At 59.2% G+C, this 21,062-nt stretch carries 23 protein-coding genes; 11 read left to right on the plus strand and 12 right to left on the minus strand.

Annotated elements, in window-relative coordinates:
* Positions 1–37 precede the first annotated feature (37 nt).
* The 7 genes from ACR0AG_RS16270 to ACR0AG_RS16300 all read left to right on the plus strand — a co-directional run bounded on the left by ACR0AG_RS16270 (position 38) and on the right by ACR0AG_RS16300 (position 6,943).
* Positions 38–490 carry a paraquat-inducible protein A gene (locus tag ACR0AG_RS16270; RefSeq protein ID WP_480840787.1) on the plus strand — a complete coding sequence of 151 codons (453 nt, stop codon included), beginning with the start codon at positions 38–40 and terminating at the stop codon, positions 488–490.
* 151 nt (positions 491–641) lie between these two features.
* Positions 642–1,424, plus strand: coding sequence for a DNA repair protein (locus ACR0AG_RS16275; protein ID WP_480840789.1), 783 nt, complete (start codon positions 642–644; stop codon positions 1,422–1,424).
* A 120-nt stretch (positions 1,425–1,544) separates the two neighbouring features.
* Positions 1,545–2,909 carry a DNA repair protein RadA gene (radA, locus tag ACR0AG_RS16280; RefSeq protein WP_480840791.1) on the plus strand — a complete coding sequence of 455 codons (1,365 nt, stop codon included), beginning with the start codon at positions 1,545–1,547 and terminating at the stop codon, positions 2,907–2,909.
* 41 nt (positions 2,910–2,950) lie between these two features.
* Complete coding sequence (locus ACR0AG_RS16285) at positions 2,951–3,583, plus strand: CvpA family protein (RefSeq protein ID WP_480840793.1); 633 nt, start codon at positions 2,951–2,953, stop codon at positions 3,581–3,583.
* A gap of 633 nt (positions 3,584–4,216) precedes the next feature.
* Positions 4,217–5,737, plus strand: a complete 1,521-nt coding sequence (purF, locus tag ACR0AG_RS16290; RefSeq protein WP_480840795.1) for an amidophosphoribosyltransferase — start codon at positions 4,217–4,219, stop codon at positions 5,735–5,737.
* Between the two features lie 270 nt (positions 5,738–6,007).
* Positions 6,008–6,256 carry a hypothetical protein gene (locus ACR0AG_RS16295; RefSeq protein WP_480840797.1) on the plus strand — a complete coding sequence of 83 codons (249 nt, stop codon included), beginning with the start codon at positions 6,008–6,010 and terminating at the stop codon, positions 6,254–6,256.
* Positions 6,257–6,298: 42 nt separating this feature from the next.
* The gene (locus tag ACR0AG_RS16300; protein ID WP_480840799.1) at positions 6,299–6,943 is read left to right on the plus strand and encodes an SDR family NAD(P)-dependent oxidoreductase; all 645 of its coding nucleotides are present in this window, start codon (positions 6,299–6,301) and stop codon (positions 6,941–6,943) included.
* A gap of 29 nt (positions 6,944–6,972) precedes the next feature.
* On the opposite strand, the gene ACR0AG_RS16305 is transcribed toward ACR0AG_RS16300, so the two are convergent.
* From ACR0AG_RS16305 to ACR0AG_RS16320, 4 genes are all read right to left on the minus strand, one after another.
* A complete protein-coding gene (locus ACR0AG_RS16305) occupies positions 6,973–7,815 on the minus strand; it encodes an ATP-binding protein (protein ID WP_480840801.1) in 843 nt (280 codons plus the stop codon).
* A gap of 116 nt (positions 7,816–7,931) precedes the next feature.
* Positions 7,932–8,816 (minus strand): twin-arginine translocase subunit TatC, encoded by an 885-nt coding sequence (tatC, locus tag ACR0AG_RS16310; RefSeq protein WP_480840803.1) that lies wholly within the window; start codon positions 8,814–8,816, stop codon positions 7,932–7,934.
* On the minus strand, positions 8,813–9,271 hold the full coding sequence (tatB, locus tag ACR0AG_RS16315; RefSeq protein WP_480840805.1) for a Sec-independent protein translocase protein TatB: 459 nt from the start codon (positions 9,269–9,271) through the stop codon (positions 8,813–8,815). The genes tatC and tatB overlap by 4 nt, the downstream gene beginning before the upstream one ends.
* Positions 9,272–9,277: 6 nt before the next feature.
* Positions 9,278–9,493, minus strand: a complete 216-nt coding sequence (locus ACR0AG_RS16320; protein WP_039531114.1) for a twin-arginine translocase TatA/TatE family subunit — start codon at positions 9,491–9,493, stop codon at positions 9,278–9,280.
* A gap of 220 nt (positions 9,494–9,713) precedes the next feature.
* Here ACR0AG_RS16320 and ACR0AG_RS16325 point away from each other — a divergent pair, with 220 nt between their 5' ends.
* Together ACR0AG_RS16325 and ACR0AG_RS16330 are read left to right on the plus strand one after the other, a co-directional pair.
* Complete coding sequence (locus ACR0AG_RS16325) at positions 9,714–10,019, plus strand: hypothetical protein (protein ID WP_480840807.1); 306 nt, start codon at positions 9,714–9,716, stop codon at positions 10,017–10,019.
* Between the two features lie 21 nt (positions 10,020–10,040).
* Complete coding sequence (locus ACR0AG_RS16330; RefSeq protein WP_480840809.1) at positions 10,041–10,712, plus strand: helix-turn-helix transcriptional regulator; 672 nt, start codon at positions 10,041–10,043, stop codon at positions 10,710–10,712.
* Between the two features lie 61 nt (positions 10,713–10,773).
* Here the strand turns inward: ACR0AG_RS16330 and ACR0AG_RS16335 are convergent, their stop codons facing one another.
* The 8 genes from ACR0AG_RS16335 to ACR0AG_RS16370 all read right to left on the minus strand — a co-directional run bounded on the left by ACR0AG_RS16335 (position 10,774) and on the right by ACR0AG_RS16370 (position 18,194).
* Positions 10,774–11,931, minus strand: a complete 1,158-nt coding sequence (locus ACR0AG_RS16335; protein WP_480840811.1) for a LysM peptidoglycan-binding domain-containing protein — start codon at positions 11,929–11,931, stop codon at positions 10,774–10,776.
* Positions 11,932–11,993: 62 nt separating this feature from the next.
* Positions 11,994–12,644, minus strand: coding sequence for a protein-L-isoaspartate(D-aspartate) O-methyltransferase (locus tag ACR0AG_RS16340; RefSeq protein ID WP_170708375.1), 651 nt, complete (start codon positions 12,642–12,644; stop codon positions 11,994–11,996).
* Positions 12,641–13,423 carry a 5'/3'-nucleotidase SurE gene (gene surE, locus ACR0AG_RS16345; protein WP_480840813.1) on the minus strand — a complete coding sequence of 261 codons (783 nt, stop codon included), beginning with the start codon at positions 13,421–13,423 and terminating at the stop codon, positions 12,641–12,643. Before surE ends, ACR0AG_RS16340 begins: the two co-directional genes overlap by 4 nt.
* A gap of 122 nt (positions 13,424–13,545) precedes the next feature.
* Positions 13,546–14,631, minus strand: coding sequence for an ABC transporter ATP-binding protein (locus ACR0AG_RS16350; protein WP_480840815.1), 1,086 nt, complete (start codon positions 14,629–14,631; stop codon positions 13,546–13,548).
* Between the two features lie 79 nt (positions 14,632–14,710).
* Positions 14,711–15,757: a methyltransferase domain-containing protein gene (locus tag ACR0AG_RS16355; RefSeq protein WP_480840817.1), complete on the minus strand. Its 1,047-nt coding sequence runs from the start codon at positions 15,755–15,757 to the stop codon at positions 14,711–14,713.
* Positions 15,758–15,862: 105 nt separating this feature from the next.
* Positions 15,863–16,975, minus strand: coding sequence for a hypothetical protein (locus ACR0AG_RS16360; RefSeq protein WP_480840819.1), 1,113 nt, complete (start codon positions 16,973–16,975; stop codon positions 15,863–15,865).
* 2 nt (positions 16,976–16,977) lie between these two features.
* A complete protein-coding gene (locus ACR0AG_RS16365; protein ID WP_480840821.1) occupies positions 16,978–17,757 on the minus strand; it encodes an SDR family oxidoreductase in 780 nt (259 codons plus the stop codon).
* Positions 17,758–17,831: 74 nt separating this feature from the next.
* A complete protein-coding gene (locus ACR0AG_RS16370) occupies positions 17,832–18,194 on the minus strand; it encodes a SnoaL-like domain-containing protein (protein WP_480840824.1) in 363 nt (120 codons plus the stop codon).
* 109 nt (positions 18,195–18,303) lie between these two features.
* On the opposite strand from ACR0AG_RS16370, the gene ACR0AG_RS16375 reads away from it, so the two are divergent.
* Together ACR0AG_RS16375 and ACR0AG_RS16380 are read left to right on the plus strand one after the other, a co-directional pair.
* Positions 18,304–19,908 (plus strand): peptide chain release factor 3, encoded by a 1,605-nt coding sequence (locus ACR0AG_RS16375; RefSeq protein ID WP_480840826.1) that lies wholly within the window; start codon positions 18,304–18,306, stop codon positions 19,906–19,908.
* A 42-nt stretch (positions 19,909–19,950) separates the two neighbouring features.
* Entirely contained in the window at positions 19,951–20,898 is a 948-nt protein-coding gene (locus tag ACR0AG_RS16380) for a glycosyltransferase family 2 protein (RefSeq protein WP_480840828.1), read from the plus strand.
* The last annotated feature ends 164 nt before the right edge of the window (positions 20,899–21,062 follow it).

Consider the following 21,062-nt stretch of genomic DNA (forward strand, 5'->3'; position numbering starts at 1 on the left):
AAGCAACCATCAGGTACCACGGCCTAGACATTCGAAGATGACCCTCCGCCTCGCCACCCTCTCCCTGCTGATCCTCTACCCCATCGCGTGGTTCGCCCCGCTGATGCGCGCAGGATTGCTCCCGATCTTCGGGCTCAGCGAGATCAGCGTCATCACGGGTCTGCAATCGCTGTGGAAGTCGGATGTCTTTCTGGCGCTGATCGTGACCGTCTTCGCCCTCTTCGCGCCGTACCTGAAAACCATCGGCACCGCGTTGATCCAATGGAACCTGCTCGACCCGCGCGTGCAGCCCGTGCTGACCATCATGGGCAAGCTGGCGATGGCCGACATTTTCCTTATCGCGCTCTACATTACGCTGGCCAAGGGCATCGCTTATGCGACCATCGAAACGGCCTGGGGGCTTTACCTGTTTACCGCCTGTATTCTGGCCTCGATCGCGCTGGGTCATATTACCGAAATGACATCCAGTTCACGAAAAGCTCAGAGCTAATTGATTGAAATCATTAATCTGAGTATCATCTTTAGTATTCGAGCAGCAAAGTTTTTGTAACTCACGGGTCCCTGGCGGATCACCCTGCGTGTTTGATGTGCCGTCCGTTTCTGACCCGTACTGTACCGGTTCAAGAAGGAGATGCACGATTATGCCCGCCCTCCATACAATAACATTGCAATTTCAGAATGCCTTTATTCGACTTACTTTTTTCCTGATCTGCGCCGCCGCGTTGGGCGCTGTAACGGCCACAATATTGTCTGCTCTAGGGGTTCTACCCTGGCTGTCGATGCAGGCCGGTTTTGGTGCCAATGCAACCGTAGACGCTGGTGCATACATCCAGATCGGTTTCACGGGCCTGATTCTCATGCTTGCTTTTTACCTGCCCTCAAACGCCCGCATGATGGCCCTTGAAAACACGCATCGCAGGTTTGCCCTGAACATGCACGATGTTGCCGCCGCCTATCAGTTGGCCCATGCCACCGACCGCAGTGGCGCCTTTGCGTTGCGGTCCGAGTTCGATGCGGTGCGGGAACGCATGAAATTCCTGCGCAATCATCCCGACTTTCAAGGGTTGGAGCCCGCGATCCTCGAATTGGCCGCGCAGATGAGCCAGATCAGTCAGGAACTGGCCGACACCTACAGCGACGCCAAAGTGCAGCGTGCCCGTATGTTCCTGCAACAGCGCCAGGAAGAGATCGAACAGTTTCAGCACCGGATTGAGGATGCGCAGACCATCCAGCACGAGTTGCGCCAATGGGTCCGCGATGTCGAGGTTGAGGAATCCATCGCCAAATCGCAGCTCAAACGCTTGCGGGACGAGTTGTTCGATCTCCTGCCCGAATTGTCAGCACAGCTTCAGGCACCACCCGACGACAGCGGCTCCAACGCACACAGCGTTGTGGCGATGTCACCACCGCGCGCCGCGGAATAGGCGCAACAGCGCCCGCCTTGCCCGATGACCCGCAGGGTCTGAGGGCAAGGCGCGCCGCCGGTCGTGATGAGGGCCCGTCAGGGCTTGAAGAACCGACCAAGCTCGGGCACGAAGTGCGGCATGGCTAAGACAACAACTTTTTCCTGCTCCGCCTGTGGTGCAACACACTCACGCTGGTCAGGACGCTGCGACGCCTGCGGCGAATGGAATACAATAGCGCAGGACGTCCCGCTTTCTGCGGGTCCGACCAAGAAATCCCTCGGCGGCAAGCGTGGCCAGTCCATAACACTCACGGACTTGTCGACCGAGGAGACACCGCCACCCCGTACACTCAGCGGGGTGGATGAGTTAGATCGGGTTCTGGGCGGAGGCCTTGTCCCCGCCTCGGCCCTTTTGGTGGGCGGGGACCCAGGCATCGGAAAATCCACCCTTCTTCTGCAAGCCGCGGCCCGGTTTGCCCGCGCAGGTGTCAAGACGATCTATGTCTCGGGCGAAGAAGCCAGCGCGCAGGTGCGCATGCGCGCGCGCCGCCTGGGTCTTGAGGATGCGCCAGTACATCTGGCAGCCGAAACCAACCTACGCGACATCCTGACAACACTTGAGGCTGAAAAACCGGGCCTCGCGATCATCGACTCGATCCAGACCATGTGGGCAGACAATGTCGACAGTGCGCCAGGCTCTGTGTCACAAGTAAGGGCTGCGGCCCATGAATTGACCACGTTTGCGAAACGACACGGCGTTTCGATCGTCATGGTGGGTCACGTCACCAAGGAAGGCCAGATCGCAGGTCCCCGCGTGGTCGAACACATGGTCGACACCGTCCTCTATTTCGAGGGCGAACGCGGCCATCAGTTCCGTATCCTGCGTGCGGTCAAGAACCGGTTCGGCCCTGCTGACGAGATCGGCGTGTTTGAAATGACCGGCAAGGGATTGGCGCAGGTGACCAACCCGTCGGCTCTGTTCCTGTCCGAACGCGGCACCCCCAGCCCGGGGTCAGCCGTTTTCGCGGGGATCGAAGGCACCCGCCCGGTTCTGGTGGAATTACAGGCACTTGTCGCCCCGTCGCCGCATTCTCAACCCCGCCGGACGGTTGTCGGCTGGGACAGCGGACGCCTTGCGATGATCCTCGCCGTGCTTGAGGCGCGCTGTGGAATCCCGTTCGCGGGCCTTGATGTTTATCTCAACGTAGCTGGTGGCCTGAAAGTCAGCGAGCCCGCAGCGGACCTTGCCGTGGCCGCAGCACTGCTTAGTGCACGCGAGGATACAGCACTGCCCGCTGATACCGTCGTTTTCGGAGAAATCTCGCTATCTGGGGCACTTAGACCTGCTCCGCAAACCGAAAATAGGTTGAAAGAAGCGCAAAAACTTGGTTTCACATCCGCAATCGCTCCGGCGGGTGGCAAAACCGGTACTGTGGCAGGTCTGACACTCACCCGACCCTCTGATTTGGTCGGGTTTGTTGGCGAAACCTTCGGAGCAGGTTAAGATAACGCCTTGAGGGGCAGAAATAATTACGGGCGAGGGCCATGGAAGGTTTTACAATAATAGACGGGGTTGTTGCCCTGATCGTCGTGGTTTCAGGCATTCTCGCCTATTCCCGCGGCTTCTTGCGCGAGGTTCTGGCCATCGCCGGATGGGTCGCCGCCGCGGTCCTGGCCTTTATCTTTGCACCACAGGTTGTGCCGCTGGTCAAAGAAATCCCGGTTGTCGGAGATTTCCTGCGCGACAGCTGTGAACTGGCCGTGATCACAGGCTTTGCGGCGGTCTTCGCCGTTGCACTGATCGTGGTCAGCATCTTCACACCGCTGTTTTCCTCGCTTGTCCAACGGTCCGCTCTAGGCGGCTTGGATCAGGCGCTTGGCTTCTTCTTCGGCATCGCGCGCGGTATTCTGTTGGTGGCCATTGCCTTCTTTGTCTACGACACTGTGATGACCGGACAGTCTTACACCATCGTTGATGAAAGCCGTTCGGCCAAAGTGTTTGAACAGTTCAGCGGTCAGATTGAAGAACAAAACCCCGAAGCTGCATTGGGTTGGATCACCTCCCAATACGAAGAACTGGTGGGAAGCTGTGGCAACCACGGTGGTGATGATGTTCAGGCTGAGACACCTCAGACCAACGAAGCCGGCACCGAGACCGAAGCGGCGCCTTCGGAATAAATCCAAGGCTTCCAGAATACAAAAGCCCGGCCTTGGCGCCGGGCTTTTTCATTTCCAAAGCATTCGAAGGCGATCAGACGAACCCTTCCCCCCCGCACACGGCACAGCGAATGGTCTTCAACCCAAAGCAACCGTCGCATCGGGAAAAGATGGGTTTACCATGAATGTCGCGGCTTTTTGAAACCTCACCTGCCCCTTTGCAGATCTCGCATGGCGCACGCCCCTGCCCCCGGCATCGGTGACACCTGCGTTTGGTTTGTTCTTGCTTGTTTTGTCGGGGCTTGTGTTGCCACATATCGCTGACCTGCACTGACACTTGAGAGGAAAACTGATTATTTACGTGAGCCAATGACAGCACAGGCTCCGGGCTTTGTCACGCAATCTGATCCAATCAGAGCCCAACCAACATTCAACTGCGGCAAAAATGAATGTGATCCTTTGATGACAACCGCATGGATAGGCAGTATGTGATGGCCGAAACCGTCACGGAATCGGAGCTTCCGAAATTGTCCGCAGCCATCAACGCCGTTTGCGAATGCGCCCCGGGGGCGCCGCACCACACCATTGGCGATGCTGCGACCGGTTGGATGACACTCTTCTACACTTCAACGTCATAGAAATTGGAGCCCGTACATGTGTGGGATTTTGGGGATCGCAAGCCGGACGCATGATGTCTTTGCGGAAATCTATGACGGGCTGCTGATGCTGCAGCACAGGGGGCAGGATGCATCCGGCATCGTGACCTATAACGGAGAGTTCTTTCGCGAGAAAAAAGCCAACGGTCTGGTCAAGGACGTGTTCAACGCCAGCGACGCCGAAACCTTGCTGGGCAAGGTCGGCATGGGCCATGTGCGCTATCCCACCGCAGGTTCGCTCAGCGCGGCCGAGGCGCAGCCTTTCTTCGTGAACGCGCCTTACGGAATTTACTTGGTGCACAACGGCAATATCACCAACACCGAAGAACAGCGTGAGAAAGTGACGGCCAAATATAGCCGTCATTTGCGGACCACTTCGGATTCAGAGGTCCTGCTGAACGTTCTGGCGGATAAGGTTGCCGATGCGATCAAGGTGAACGGCAATGCCGACCCGATCCGCAACCTTTTTGCCGGTGTCAAGATGACCATGGAGCGGGTGCAGGGCGCCTATTCCGTCATTTGTCTGGTTGCGGGCGTGGGCATGCTGGCCTTCCGCGATCCCTTTGGCATTCGCCCTCTTTCGGTCGCCCGACGCGATGTTGACGGCGCCGGCGATGACTATGCCTTTGCATCCGAAGACGTTGCCTTTGGCATCAACGGGTTTGAAAAGCTGCGCGATCTGAACCCGGGCGAGGCGATCCTGATCGATCTCGACGGAAATATGCACGAGTTTCAGGCTGTCGAAGGCCAACTGACGCCTTGTATCTTTGAGTATGTCTATCTGGCTCGCCCGGATTCGCTGCTGGATGGGGTTTCGGTCTATAAGACCCAGATGCGCATGGGACAGACGCTGGCGAAGCAGATCCAGGACTCGGGGCTCGAGATCGACCGAATCATCCCCGTCCCCGACAGCGCCCGCCCCGTGGCGCTTGAGGCCGCCAAGATCACCGGCATTCCCTATCGCGAAGGCCTGGTAAAGAACCGCTATGTCGGGCGCACCTTCATCATGCCCGGTCAGGCCGAGCGCCAGAAATCGGTGCGCCGCAAGCTGAACGCCGTGCCGTTGGAGTTTGATGGCCACAATGTTCTGCTGATCGACGATTCCATCGTGCGCGGCAACACGATCAAAAAGATCGTTCAGATGTGCCGCGAGGCCGGTGCAAAAAAAGTGTACGTGGCCAGCGCCTCGCCGCCGGTCAAATATCCAAACGTATATGGCATCGACATGCCGACCAAGCACGAGCTGATCGCCAATGGAAAAGAGATCGAAGATATCCGCGAGGAACTGGGCGTCGACGCGCTGTTTTATCAGAACCTCGACGACCTGATCTGGGCCGCCAAAGAGGGCAACCCCGAGATCAAGGCCTTCGATTGTTCCTGCTTTGATGGGCACTACATCACCGGCGTCGATGGCACCTATCTGGACGGGCTGGAAAACAGCAGCCGCGTGAGCCAGAAGAAAGAAGACATGCAGGTTGTCGGCGGATCGTGGAACGCGGCCAAGCTGGTCTCGGGCTGACGCCGCCAATTCCAGAGTTACGTTCGCGAATCACAACGGCACCTGCCCGTGCATTCTACGCGGTTGCCCCAAGGTAACCCTAAGACGTCGGTGCAAATCCGCTGATGACGGCGCCGGAAACCTGCTGCCTTTGCAGCGACTTCCAGCACGCGACATTCGCGCATTTCGGTGGACCTTCCGTCACACTTTTGTTTCCCGTGCCCCTTTGATACCGGCTCGGCCAAAGCCACTCACAAAAAAGGGGTCCGGGCGGTGTCCGGGCCACGCCACATGTCAAACACAACCGTCAAAAGCGCGGCCACGCAGAAGGGCGCGCTCAAGAAGAATTCTGTCTCGGTGCTGGGCATCTTCGGCCCCAAAGCCAATCTGCGAGCGCTGATGCGGTTGTCTTCGGGCCGGGTCAAAGAGGTCAAACCTGGCAGCCGTGTGTCTTCGGGCACGGTTGTGGCCATAGACGAAGACGGCGTCATGCTGCGACAAAGCGGCCAAACCCGGCGGATCGAGATACCGGGCAGTTGATCCGGGCTTGACGGCCCGCGCGGCTGGGTTCAAACCGCAGCCATGACCGATCAGACCAAAATTGCGCTTGTCACCGGCGCGTCCCGTGGCCTTGGGGCCGCGCTGGCCGAGGCCCTGGCGCCCGAATACCACATCGTTGCCGTCGCCCGCACTACCGGCGGGCTGGAGGAGCTTGACGACCGTATCAAGGCCAAAGGCGGTGCTGCCACCTTGGCCCCGATGGATATCACAGACCCCAATGCCATGGCCACCTTGTGCCGCGGCATCCATGACCGCTGGGGCAAGGTCGATCTGTGGCTGCACACGGCGGTCCATACCTCGGCCCTGACGCCTGCGCATTTTGTCGACCCCAAGGAATGGGCAAAGGCGTTGAACATCAACGCCACGGCAACTTCGGTTCTGATCCCCTATGTCACGCCGCTGCTGGGCGACAAGGGCCATGCCGTGTTCTTTGACGACCCCAAGGCTGGTCAAAAGTTCTATGGCATCTACGGGGCCACCAAGGCCGCGCAGATCGCTCTGGCGCGCAGTTGGGCGGTTGAGACCGAACGGACGGGCCCGCGTGTTTCCATTCTGGAACCGGCTCCGATGCCAACGGCTGTGCGCGCGCGGTTTCATCCCGGTGAAGATCGGGACGGGTTGAGCAGCACATCTGACGAAGCGGCGCGCCTGTTGGCCCTGCTTTAGGATAGCTTTTTGGGCAGGCGAAGCCGCGATCAGGCGATATGGACGCCGTTGCGCCCGGCCAGATCGACAAAGAATTGCCACGCCACGCGACCGGAACGCGCGCCCCGGGTGGCCTGCCATTCGATCGCCTCGGCCCGCAGCGTGTCTGCGTCGACTGAAACGCCATACGCGCTGCAATAGCGATCGATCATAGCCAGATATTCATCCTGATCGCAGGGGTGGAAACCCAGCCAAAGGCCGAAACGATCCGACAGAGAGACCTTTTCTTCAACCGCCTCGGACGGGTTGATCGCGCTTGAGCGCTCATTCTCGATCATGTCGCGCGGCATCAGGTGACGGCGGTTAGACGTGGCGTAGAAGACCACGTTTTCTGGACGCCCCTCAATCCCGCCATCCAGCACGGCTTTTAGGGATTTATAGTGCTGGTCATCGTGGCTGAAGGACAAGTCGTCGCAGAACAGGATGAACCGATGCGGTGCGTTGCGCAGATGGTTCAGCAGGCGCGCGACCGAGGCCATGTCTTCGCGTTGCAACTCGACAAGCTTGAGATCGGGGTGTTCAGCCTGCAGCGTGCCATGGACCGCCTTGACAAGGCTCGACTTGCCCATCCCCCGAGCGCCCCAAAGCAGCGCGTTGTTGGCCTTGTACCCGGACGCAAAGCGGCGCGTATTGTCCAGCAACGTATCGCGAGAGCGGTTGATCCCGACGAGCAATTCCAGATCGACCCGGTTGACCTGCGTAACCGGCTCCAACCGGTCAGGTTCCACGTGCCAGACAAAGGCCGGGGCCGCGTTGAAATCCGGCGCGGCCAAAGGTGCCGGGGCCATCCGTTCAAGCGCATCGGCAATTCGGTTCAGGGCTTGGTCATCCATCGGGGCCTCCGGTCGTGTCGTGCCGGTTTCAAACCACGTTCAATCCCGCACAACAAGGGGCCGGAACAAAAAAGGCGCGCCAACCACGGCGCGCCTTTGGATCATTTGACAAGGGCCTACTTGCGTTCTTCGACGTCTTCGAGGTCATGCAGATCGGCTTCGGCCTCTTCATCATCATAATAGCCGTCAGCCCGCAGTTGATCCTCGCGCTTCTTCTCGACTCGCGCCACAAGGAAGATCGAAACCTCGTAGAGGCCATAGACCACGGTGAACAGAATGATCTGCGTGATGACGTCCGGAGGCGTGACCACAGCCGCCAGCACCAGAATGCCGATGACCGCGTATTTGCGAACCTCGCCGAGTCCCTGCGCGCTGACCAGACCGGCCTTGCCCATCAACGTCAGCAGAACCGGCAGCTGGAAACACAAGCCAAAGGCCACGATGAACTTGATCGTCAGGTTGAGGTATTCCTGCGCCGATCCCTGGAACACAACGCTCAGGGGTGCTGCATTGTTGGTGCCGTCGGCCACCGCTTCGCCTTCGGTCCCGAACTGCTGGAAGCCAAGGAAGAAGTCATAGGCCAGCGGCGTGACGACATAGAACGCAAAGCTGGCGCCCAACAGGAACATGAAGGGCGAGGCCAGCATGAATGGTAAAAACGCGTTCTTCTCAGACTTGTACAGGCCCGGTGCCACAAACCGCCACATCTGCATTCCGATATAGGGAAACGCCAGAATGAAACCGCCCAACAGCGATACTTTGATGGCGACAAAGAACCCTTCTTGAGGTGAGATGAAGATCAGCCCGCAATCCTGCCCCCGTTCGCTGAGAACCTCGCACAGGGGGTGGGTCAGAAAGTTGAAGATCGGCGTTGCCACCGAAAAACAGATGATCATGCCGATCAGGAAGGCCACGACAGAGTGGATCAGCCGTGTGCGCAGTTCAGCCAGATGCTCGATCAGCGGAGCCGAGCTGTCTTCGATCTCGTCGGTCTTGCTCATGTCTTGCTTTCGGTGTTCACGGCGGCCTCGGCCTCTTCGGCTTTGGCCAGCGCCTCTGCGGCCTCCTTGGCCTTGCGTTCGGCTGTGGCGCGCGCGGTGGTGGCCTGAATCTTCTTGGCTTGTTCGGCGCGCTCAGCGGCCAATTTGCCCGTCGCGCTATCGGGGTCGAACTTTGTCGGGTCAATCGTCTTGCGGATATCGCGCGCCGCTTCGTTGACGCTGTCCATCGCAGTTCCCACCGGGTTCGCCGCAGCGTCGAGACCTTTTTTGATCTCGTTCACGCCGGCTTGGTCCGCCGCTTCATTCATGGCGCTGCTGAACTCGCGCGCCATACCGCGCGCCTTGCCGACAAAGCGCCCGACATTGCGAAACAGAACCGGCAGGTCCTTGGGTCCCACCACGATCAATGCAACGATGCCTATGACCAGAAGCTCGGTCCAGCCCAGATCAAACATATGCGCCTAGGCCTTGTCTTTGTCGGTCTCGGGCGTGACGTCCTTGGCCAGCTCGGATGCGTCCTGCTCCAGCTCGTCCGCACCTTCTTTGACGCCCTTTTTGAACGAGGTGATGCCCTTGCCCACTTCACCCATCAACGAGCTGATCTTGCCGCGACCAAACAGCACCAACACCACAACGGCGATCAGCAGAAGACCGGGAAGGCCAATATTGTTGAGCATGTCTTTTCTCCTTGTTGCCAGCGCCAGCTGCGCCGAACAGTCCCATTTGGGGTTGTTCTACGCCGCCTGGAGGGGCTGCAAAAGACAACCACACGGAATTGGCACCCCAAATCAGCGGTAAATCCGAGATTCTTGAGGCTCGCATTTTCCAACTGACAGGTTTATGTCAGTTGAGTGCAGCTATTCAGCAGGAATCGAAACCTGGTCAACGGAGAAGAAAATGACCCATGTTGCAGAAATCGTTACCTTCACGCTCACCGATGGCACCTCACCCGAGGCGTTCGTGAAACTCAGCAAAGCCTCTGAGGCGTTCGTGCGCAGCGCCCCAGGCTTTACCCATCGCCAGCTTAGCCGGGGTGAAGATGGTCGCTGGACCGATTACGTGGTCTGGGCCGACATGAAGGCTGCGCAGGATGCCGCCGCGCAATTCCCTCAGCAGGATTTTGCCGCAGGCTTGATGGCGGCGATTGACCCCGAAACTGTGCAGATGCGCCACGAGAATGTTCTATGGAAAATGACCAACTGATTACGGTCCGGGCAGCGTGTCATGCGCCGCACTGACCGTCTGTTCGACATCATCCAGATCCTGCGCGATGGCAAACTGCACCGCGCGCAGGATATCGCGGACCGGCTTGAGGTGTCGGTCCGCACCATCTATCGCGACATGGACACGCTGGTGGCCTCGGGCGTCCCGGTCGAAGGCGAACGCGGCGTCGGATACCTGGTTCGCGAACAAATCACCCTGCCCCCGCTGAACCTGACCCCTGCCGAACTTGAGGCGCTGAACCTCGGGATGGCCATCGTGGCCGAGGCCGCCGATCCCGACCTCAAGGCCGCCGCCGAAACGCTGGCCGACAAGATCGACGCGGTGCTGCCGACGCAGGTCGTGGCCGAGGCGGATGCCTGGAAATTCGCGGTCTATCCCTTTGCCGATGCCGCCCGTGGTTTGGCCCATATGGCCCCAATTCGCGCCGCCATCAAATCACGGCAGAAACTGCACCTGTCCTATCGGCGCATCGATGGCGTTCTGACCGACCGCGCCATTCGTCCACTACATATGGAATACTGGGGCCGTGTCTGGACCCTAACCGCCTGGTGCGAGCTGCGACAGGGGTTTCGGGTCTTTCGCATCGACCTGATCGAAACCGTGCGCCCCCTGCCCGAGATTTTTGCAGATGAACCCGGCAAGCGGCTGGCCGACTACGACCCGACCGCCTGACAGGCTTCATCTTTTCAAAAATACTCTCACCGAAGGCATGGCCCGTCAGAGCCATCCCTCGTCAGTTCAGATAGGGCTCGGGGTCGACCGATTCAAAACCCTTGCGCACTTCGAAATGCACATAGGCATTGTCGCCGCCCCGCAATGCAGCGATCTTCTGACCCCGGCGCACCCGATCACCTTTCTTGACCGTGATCGCATCGACATTGGCATAGACCGTCAACAGATCGTTCTGGTGGCGCACCACGATGATCGGAACCTGATCCGCATCAGCGGTGATCGCAGCAACTGTACCCGCCTCGGCTGCGGTCACAGCGGTACCGGGGGCAGCGGCTATGTCGATGCCTTCGTTTTTGCCCTTTTCATATGTCCGAATGATCCGCCCGGACACAGGCAATGACAAAGCGGATGAGCTTTGCGTTGTGGGTGCCTCTGCGGTGACATCAGGCGCCTCGACCAGGGCGCTTACATCTTCTTCCGGCAATGGTTGTGTTGCGCTTGGGGGGGTCGGCGTGGGCGATCCCTGCCCCGGTTGCGTCACCGCAGTGGCGGATGCCGCCGGCGCAACATTGCGCGGTGCGGGCTGATCCTTGACCGGGATCAGAAGGAACTGCCCTTCGCGAACCGTGAAATCGGACCCTAGCCCGTTCCATTCAGCCAGCGACTCGACCGACACCTGGTAGAGCCGCGAAATGGTATAGGCCGTCTCGCCACGTTTTACCTTGTGGCGCACAGGTTCCGGCCCTGCCGCGATCGGAGCGGGCGCGGGCTGCGCTGGTTGCAGCGTGGTTGTGCGAACGCCACCCGTATCCGGCGCTTCATCGATCGCAGTGCCCGCGATTGTGGCGATATCCACGTTGCTAGCCGCCCCAACCTGACGCGGCAGAGCGATGACCTCGCCCTCTCGCAGCGGATCATTAGGCTGTAGGCCGTTAAACCGCGCAAGCTCTGCCACCGGCAGACCGACCCGGTTTGCCACATCCGTAACACTGTCACCCCTGCGGGCAACGGCAACCTGGTAGGTGGGATAGGATATGACACCCCGTGCGTCCGGTGCCGGGCGGCTTGTGGTTGCAGCAACGGCCGCATCGGCGGTCGAGAAACCACCGACATTCCCGCGCAGATCATAGTCGAACGGGCCTTCGCACCCGGCCAACAGGGCCAGCGCGGCAGCGCCTGTCGCAAAACGGCGCATGGCTGATTTGGAAACTGCTCTCATTTTTCTGTCCTCAACACCTGCCCCTTTTCCCCGGGGTTCTGGCATCTTTGCTCAATAAACCTTTACGCTTCGTCCTTTCCAAGCCCTTCCAGCAAGGGCACGAAACGAACGGGCAACAATTCGTCATAGTCCAGACCGTCCTCGGTGCGCGTGACCCGTATCAGGGTCTGCACCGCGTCCGACTGGCCCACCGGTAAAACCATGATACCGCCGATTTTAAGCTGCGCCAAGAGAGGCCCTGGCGGATCTTCTGCAGCGGCAGTCACAATGATGCGGTCAAATGGGGCCTGCTCGGGCAATCCGAAGGATCCATCCGACAGCATCGCCGTCACATTGGTCAGGCCCATCTCGCGAAACAACTGCCCGGTTTCCTGCACCAGCCGCCGGTGACGTTCGACAGTATAGACCCGGCGCGCCAGCTTGGACAGGATCGCCGCCTGATAGCCAGAGCCGGTCCCGATCTCGAGAACCGTATCGCGCGGGCGCACCCGCAGGGCCTGCGTCATCAGGCCAACCACCGAAGGCTGGCTGATTGTCTGCCCGCAGGTGATCGGCAACGGCGTATCTTCATAAGCACGATCCGCAAACAAACCGCGCACAAACAAACCTCTGTCGACCTGCTCCATCGCCTCAAGCACGCGCGCGTCCGTGACCCCGCGCGAGCGCAGCGAGAACAGGAATTGCATGGTGCGTTCAGGGTCCAGTCCGGTCATTCGATCGACTTCAACGCCTCCAGCGCGTCATGCGCGGTCAGGTCAGCCCGCATCGGCGTGACCGAGATGTATCCTTCCAGATTGACCGCAACATCCGTACCCGGTTCGGTTGGATTGTGCTGATACCCGCCCTTGATCCACAGGAATTTACGCCCCGAGGGCGAACTGTGCGGCTCGACCCCGAAATGCGTGTCGCGCCGGAACCCTTGCGGGGCCACACGCGTGCCTTTCACCTCAGATGCGGGAACGGGCGGGAAATTCACGTTGTAAAACAGGCGGTAGTCCGCCTGCTCGTCCGGGGTTGCATCCAGAATTTTGCGGACCAGGGCCGCGCCGTGAACGGCAGAGGCCTCGAACGGGTTCTCAAGCCCCAGATTGCCGGGACCATAGAACTGCGACAGTGCGATGGCCGGAACACCTTGCAGGGCAGCCTCCATCGCGCCGCCAATCGTTCCGGAATAAAGCGTATTCTCGCCCGAGTTATTGCCCCGGTTCACACCGGACAACACCAGATCGGGACGGTTGTCTTTCATGACATCGTGCAGGCCCGCCAGCACGCAATCGGCGGGCGATCCCTCGGCCGCAAAGCGCCGGTCGCCCAGCTTGGCCATCATCATCGGTCGGGTGTAGCTGATGCAGTGGCCCACGCCCGATTGCTCGAACGCAGGGGCAACGACCCAAACCTCACCACCAGGGCCTGCCAGTTCTCCTGCGATGGCCTCAAGCACAGTCAATCCCGGCGCGTTGATGCCGTCATCATTGGTCAAAAGTATGCGCATTACCTGCCTCAGCCCCCGGGTTTGGCCATTGATAAACCCGCCTCGGCATTGCGGCAAGCAGCACCCGCTGACAATTTGCGGCTTTCAGGCACCACTTGTTGCAAAACTGACCCGGAAACGGATCAGGCCGGGAAAACGAAACACCGGTCACGGCGCACCGTCAGCCACAAGACCCGCCCCGGCTTGGGGACAAACACATTTGGCACAGTTGCTTTCAGGATCGAGCCGTCATGATCCATCCGAAACTCGACCAGGCTTTCGTTACCCAGAAACCGCGCCCGAATGACCTCGCCACGCGCGGCCACCCCGTCCGTTTCAGTTGGTAATGGGCCGGACCCGTTGCGGTCAAAATCCAGTTTGACATGCTGCGGGCGGAACACGATCTCGACCTCGGTGTCATCCGGCACGCCCGGCGCCAGAAACTGCCCGAATGGCGTATCGGTCAGCGCGCCATTCACTTTACCTTTCAGAACGTTGATATCGCTAAAGAAAGACACCGCGGCTTTGTCGGTTGGTCTGGTATAGACGTTATACGGCGCGCCCTGCTGAACGATCCTGCCGCCCCGCATCAACGCGATCTCATCCGCCATGCGCATCGCCTCGTCTGGCTCATGCGTGACCAGCAAAACGGCTGCGTCTTCGTCCTTGAGGATGGCCAAGGTCTCGTCCCGGATCCCGTCGCGCAAACGGTTGTCGAGGCCCGAGAACGGCTCGTCCATCAGCATGATGCGGGGCCGAGGCGCCAGCGCCCGCGCCAGAGCAACCCGCTGCTGTTCGCCACCGGACAACTGATAGGGATACGCATCGATGAACCGCATCAGATCGACCTTGGCCAGCAACTCTTCGACGCGGGTGCGTTTGAATTCTTTGCTGCCCTTCAGACCAAAGGCCACATTATCGGCGACGCTCAGATGCGGGAAAAGGGCAAAATCCTGAAACATCAGACCGATTTCGCGCCGTTCCGGCGGCACGCGGAAATCGGTGTCACAGACCAGCTTTCCGTCAACGTAAATCTCGCCGGAAGTCTGCATCTCAACCCCGGCGATCATGCGCAATGTTGTGGACTTGCCGCAGCCGGACGGCCCAAGCAGGCACATCACTTTGCCCGCATCAACGCTGAGCGAGACGTTGTCCACCACCGTGCGCCCTTCGAACCGGGCCACAAGATTGCGAATTTCAAGCCGAGGAGGAGTTGCGTTTTCTGTCACCAAGGGCCCCGTTGCCTTTCCCGATCAATTTCATCGGGCTTGGGCGGGGATAGCAACCCCGCCCCTCAGGCGCAAGAGATCAGCAGCAGCCGGTTGAGGCAGCCTCGCCTGTCTGTTCAAACGGGCTTTCGCCGCCGCAACCTTCGAAAATCCCGTAATGGGTCGAGAAGTCACCAATGAAGTCAAAGTGCCGCGCAAAGCGTGTGTCGTGCAGCATCATCCATGTGTTGCCGCAAACTGGGAATACCTTGCCGGTCGCTGCCGAATGGTGATCGTCCAGCACAAATTCGTTCGGCGCGTTGGGGATTGTACCCTTGTAGATCACGGCTTGACCATAATCCTCGCACGCGGCCTCTAGCGCGGGCAGTTTAAACAAACGATAGGTCGCCGACAGGAAATTCAGCGGTGCAACCCGTGCCTCAAGCGTCGGGTTTTCGATTGTCAGCGGCCGGTGCGTGACCCGGCGCGGGTCGCCAAAGCCCGCCTGACGCGACAGGGTCAGAAAGTCATTCCAGTAAAGCGCCCCGGAAAGGCACTCGCCATACAGAACCTCATCTTCGGCCATGGCCTGCGGCACGCGGCGGTCGGAATAGACGTCCGAGAAATACATCTCACCGCCCTCTTTCAGCAGCCGATGCGCGCCGCGCAGAACCGCGGCCTTGTCGGTCGCCAGGTTGATCACGCAATTGGACACGATGATATCGAAGGAACCGGGCTCAAGATCCAGTTCGTCCAGCTTTTCGATATAGCCATGGTGAAATTCAACATTGCTGGCCGCGTGCCCAAAAGCCTTGGCGTGATAGTCCTGATGCGCGCGCGCAACTTCCAGCTGTTCGGGTGTCATGTCCACGCCGACAACCCGACCTGTTTCACCAACCATCGCCGACAGCGCGTAAACATCACGCCCCGCACCACAGCCCAAGTCCAGAATATGCATCCCTTCAAGGTCCAGCGGTGCGATCAGGCCGCAGCCGTAGTAGCGCGTCAGAACCTCGTTATGAACTTTCGACAAAATGGCCTTGAGATGATCGGGCATATCATCGGGCGTGCAACACGCGTTTGTCTGCAAATCCGAGCTGCTCTGAAGCACCTCTCCATAATAGTTCTGCACGGCTTCATGCTTCATTGTTGCAACCCTTTTCGCTTAGCTGCCGTGCAGCTAATACAAGCTGGCCATCCGCGCAATGTAAGGCGAAGGGTTTTGACAAAAGCGTGAAACCGGGGGCGGGATCTATTCCAACAGCTCGAACGGAACACTGGCCCGCACCACACCGTTCACCTGAACCTCAAGCACATGCGCCCCGGGCACCAGCTGAAACGTCGTCGCGTTGCCTTTGAGCTTGTGCTTCTTGGTCAGCGTCAGTTGACCATCCTTTAGCACGGACTGTTTCAATTTGTGCACCTTGGGTGAGACACGCCCGCCAGGCCGTTGAAAGTGAATAATATAATCCACAAGAACCGGTTGGCTTTTTGATCCCTTAAGCTCAGCCTCAAACTCCAGCGCTTCGCCAATCCGGGCGTCACCTTTGATCGTGACAGAAGCCGCGATTTTTGCGTCCGGATCATATCCCAGCGCCTTCATCGCCCCGGGATGGCCGGACTTGATCAGCCCCCTCAGCGCATGTGACGTCATCCAGCGCAGTTCATCCGCGTCTTGCGTTTGCGCTTTGGCCCATCTGTTCAGGCACGTAAGTACGAGGTCAGGATCGGTTTTGGCGATATCGTTCAGATGATTGGCCACCGACCGCGTTACATAGCGGGTTGGGTCGGCGTGCAATCGCTCCAGCAACGCCACCGGCTGTTCTGTTGTCAGGCTGACCGCCTGCCCCCATGGCAACTTGGGTCGCGTGCCCTCGCTGACCAAACGACGCACGTGATAGCTGGAATGCCCGCACCAATCCTGCATGCGTTCCATCACCAGATCGGGATGTCGGTTCAGAAAGGGTCGGATCGCCCATTCCATGGAAAATCTCTGCGTGATCTCCTCAAAGACATCCAGCGCCAAGTCGGGGTGATCCAAACCAACGGACACAACCCAATCCCCCAGCGGGGCAAAGATGAAATCGCCAAAATCGTCATCCGATTTGGACGGGTCCAGCGGTGGCGGCAGGGCCCGCAAAAGGGTCGGAGCGATCTGCGGCAGATCACCCGGAATTGCGTCTTGCAGACACGCGGCGATCCACAGCATTCGCTCTTTCAGCTCAAGCTCTCCCAAACGCTCCATCACGCGCGCATTGAACGCATCTGCGTCGAAATCCGGATCAGCTTTGGCAAACAAACTTGCCAAAAAACTGACCTTTTCGGCATTGAACAACTGATCTTTGAGAGAGAACCCCTGAGCCATATCTACATCGTCAGATTGGTGCCGCCGCCATCCAGCAGGATATTCTGCCCAACGATGAAACCGGCATGTTGAGAACATAAGAACGCGCAAGCAGCGCCAAACTCGACCCGCGTGCCATAGCGCCGCGCCGGGATCGTGGCCTCGCGCTGTGTGCGCGCCGCGGCCATCGAGATGCCCTGCTGGTTCGACACGCCCGTATCCAGAGATACAGCCCGGTCGGTCGCATGAATGCCCGGCAACAGGTTGTTGATCGTCACCCCATGCGGCGCGACCTGACGAGATGTGCCCGCGACATAACCCGTCAGCCCGGTGCGGGCTGCATTGGATAATCCCAAGGCGGGAATGGGTGCGCGCACGGATTGCGAGGTGATGTTGACCACCCGGCCCCAACCCTTGTCCATCATGCCCGGCAACAGAGCTTTCATGAACGCAATCGGTGTCAGCATATTGGCATCCAGCGCGGTGATGAAGTCGTCGCGATCCCAATCCGACCACAGCCCCGGGGGCGGACCACCGGCATTTGTCACAAGGATATCAACGCCCTGTGCGGCCTCAATAACCTGCGCCTGGCCTTCGGCCGATGTCACATCGCATGCCACGGTCTGCACGTCGACACCGTGATCCGAACGCAGGCGCGCCGCCTCGGCCTCCAGTGCGTCGACACCACGGGCATTCATCACCAGATCGACGCCTGCCTCGGCCAATGCCTCGGCACACCCAAGCCCAAGCCCTTTGCTACTGGCGCTGACCAAAGCGCGCTTTCCACGTATTCCAAGATCCATATGGTCCCCTCCATCTGTCGTTATCCGCATGTCTAGCATTCGCCAGACAGAGAAGACCAGAAACGGATCGGCGATCAGTAAAAGAACTCTTCCCGCACGATCTTGCCATCGGCAACGTGATAGACAGCCACTTCGCGCATATCGAAGCTTTCGCCGCTGTCTTTCATTTTGCCCTGCACTTCGAAGATGACGGCAAAACGGTCCTCGCCATGCATGAACGGGCCGGTGATATCTCCACCTGTGACCTCTGTGGCATTGTCCCACCAGTCATGCTTGCCCTTGATGCCGTCCAAGCCCTTGGTTTCGCGCCCCATCCCCTGCTGGTCTGCAGCTTCGACAGACACTGCGTCTGCGGAATAAAGCTTGTCCAGATTGGCCTTTGCACGGTTTTCCTTGCAACCCGCCACCAATTCATCGGCGATTTCTTTCAAATTCATTGGTTCTCTCCATTGTTTGTTCACTATATGTTCTTATTGCCATAGCGACATGATTCGAACCACCCCCTTTGTCTTGCCTCAGTTGGATTCCCCGCCTATACGCGCGGTCATGCTTGATACCTCGAACCAACCCACCCTGCCGCCCGAGATTGCCCGGCGTCGGACATTCGCCATCATCTCGCACCCGGATGCGGGCAAGACGACGCTGACGGAAAAGTTCCTGCTGTACGGTGGCGCGATCCAAATGGCTGGTCAGGTGCGCGCCAAGGGCGAGGCGCGGCGCACGCGCTCGGACTTCATGCAGATGGAGAAGGATCGCGGTATCTCGGTTTCCGCTTCGGCGATGTCGTTCGACTATGACAATTTCCGCTTCAATCTGGTGGACACGCCCGGCCACAGCGACTTTTCGGAAGACACCTACCGGACGCTGACCGCCGTGGACGCTGCCGTGATGGTGATCGACGGCGCGAAAGGCGTTGAAAGCCAAACGCAGAAACTGTTCGAGGTCTGCCGCCTGCGCGACCTGCCGATCCTGACCTTCTGTAACAAGATGGACCGCGAAAGCCGCGACACGTTCGAGATTATCGACGAAATTCAGGAAATGCTCGCCATCGACGTCACGCCCGCCGCGTGGCCGATCGGTGTAGGGCGCGATTTCATCGGCTGCTATGACATGCTGCGCGACCGGTTGGAACTGATGGACCGCGCCGACCGCAACAAAGTGGCCGAAAGCATCCAGATCGAGGGGCTGGATGATCCCAAACTGGCCGAACACGTCCCCGAACACCTGCTGGAAAAGCTGCTGGAAGAGGTTGAGATGGCGCGCGAGTTGCTGCCCAAACTCGACCCGCAAGCGGTGCTTGAGGGGCATATGACCCCGATCTGGTTCGGCTCGGCGATCAACTCGTTTGGCGTCAAGGAACTGATGGAGGGCATCGGGGCTTATGGTCCGCAGCCGCAGGTTCAATCGGCTGAGCCGCGCCAGATCGCACCCGACGAAAAGAAGGTCGCCGGGTTTGTCTTTAAAGTTCAGGCCAATATGGACCCCAAGCACCGCGACCGGGTGGCATTCGTGCGCATGGCGTCGGGCCATTTCAAGCGCGGCATGAAACTGACCCATGTGCGGTCGAAAAAGCCGATGGCGATCTCGAACCCTGTCCTGTTCCTTGCGTCGGATCGGGAATTAGCTGAAGAAGCCTGGGCAGGTGACATTATCGGCATCCCCAACCACGGTCAGCTGCGTATCGGTGACACACTGACCGAAGGCGAAGCGCTGCGTGTAACCGGCATCCCGTCGTTCGCGCCGGAATTGCTGCAGACGGTTCGCGCCGGTGATCCGCTGAAGGCCAAGCATCTGGAAAAAGCCCTGATGCAATTTGCTGAAGAAGGCGCCGCGAAGGTTTTCAAACCCTCGATCGGCTCGGGCTTTATTGTGGGTGTGGTCGGCGCGCTGCAATTCGAGGTGCTCGCCAGCCGGATCGAGATGGAATACGGCCTGCCCGTGCGGTTTGTGGCGTCCCAGTTCACCTCGGCCCGCTGGGTCAGCGGGGACAAGGCAGAGGTCGAGAAATTCGTCAACGCCAACAAGCAGCATATCGCCCATGATCACGACGGTGACATCGTGTACCTGACGCGTCTGCAATGGGATATTGATCGCGTCGTGCGCGATTATCCCGCGCTGAACCTGACAGCGACGAAAGAGATGATGACGTAACAGGCCGCATCGGGCGACCTAAAAACCCGGTTTGGAGCGCACATGACCACGAGCCAGAACAGGCCGAGCTGGGGCATTGTCTCGACAATCCGTGCGCCTCTGCCCGACATTCTGCGGTTTGCGGCGCACCACCTCGATCAGGGCGTAGACCGGCTGTACCTGTTCCTGGATGAGCCCAACCGCAAGGCCGTGCGCGTACTGCGCCGGCATCCAAAGATCGAAATCCGGGTTTGCACCGATGATTACTGGCAGCGACGTGGTATTGCGCGACCGGACAAACACCAGGTTCGGCAGTCAAAGAACGCTACTTTCATCTATGGGCAGACCGACATGGACTGGCTGGCCCATATCGATGTGGACGAGTTTCTGTGGACCTCCACCCCAATCCCCGATCTGTTGCGCGATGTCCCGCCGGACATCCCCGCCATGCGCGTTCGCCCGATCGAAGCTCTGGCGGGCGGCAACGACCTTTACAAAGCGTTCGTACCCACAGGACCGGACCGGCAAGAACTGATCGAGACCATCTATCCCAACTATGGCGCCTTCCTGCCCAGCGGATTTCTAAGCCACGTTCAGGGCAAGCTGTTCGTACGAGCCGGTATTCGCTTTCTCAAGGACCGCATCCACAATATCGCCGTTCAAAATCAAATCGTGCCCAGCAAGGACGAATTGCCCGGGGTTGATCTGTGCCACCATCATGCCCCGGATTGGGATCACTGGTACGCTCACTACAAGTTCCGACTGGAACGCGGCTCCTACCAACCCGGCATGGCCCCCAATGTCGCGCGCGAGATGGGCGGTATGAACAAGCACGAATTGCTCAGCTGGATTGAAGCCGAACAAGGCACAGATGGGCTACGCGTCTTTTTCGACGAGATGAGCGCGGCAGACTCAGGCGTCTTGCAGCGATTGAAAGAACATGGGCTGCTTCTGCACAGGCCTCTAAACCTGGACCAAAAGGTCGCGAAACACTTTCCCGGAAGCTGCTGAATTGTTGCAAAGAAATGGCGGCTGAGGCCCTTCCGCAACGCTAAAGCCAAGTTCATTTGACCCTGTCCCACGATTTTGTTATGCCCCGGTCCAAGCCGCACCGCGCCCCAAGGCGCGTGGCCAAACGGGCCCGGCACCTATCAGACGCGCGGGCCAGGTGTAGT

The sequence above is a fragment of the Ruegeria sp. H6 genome (assembly GCF_056532975.1).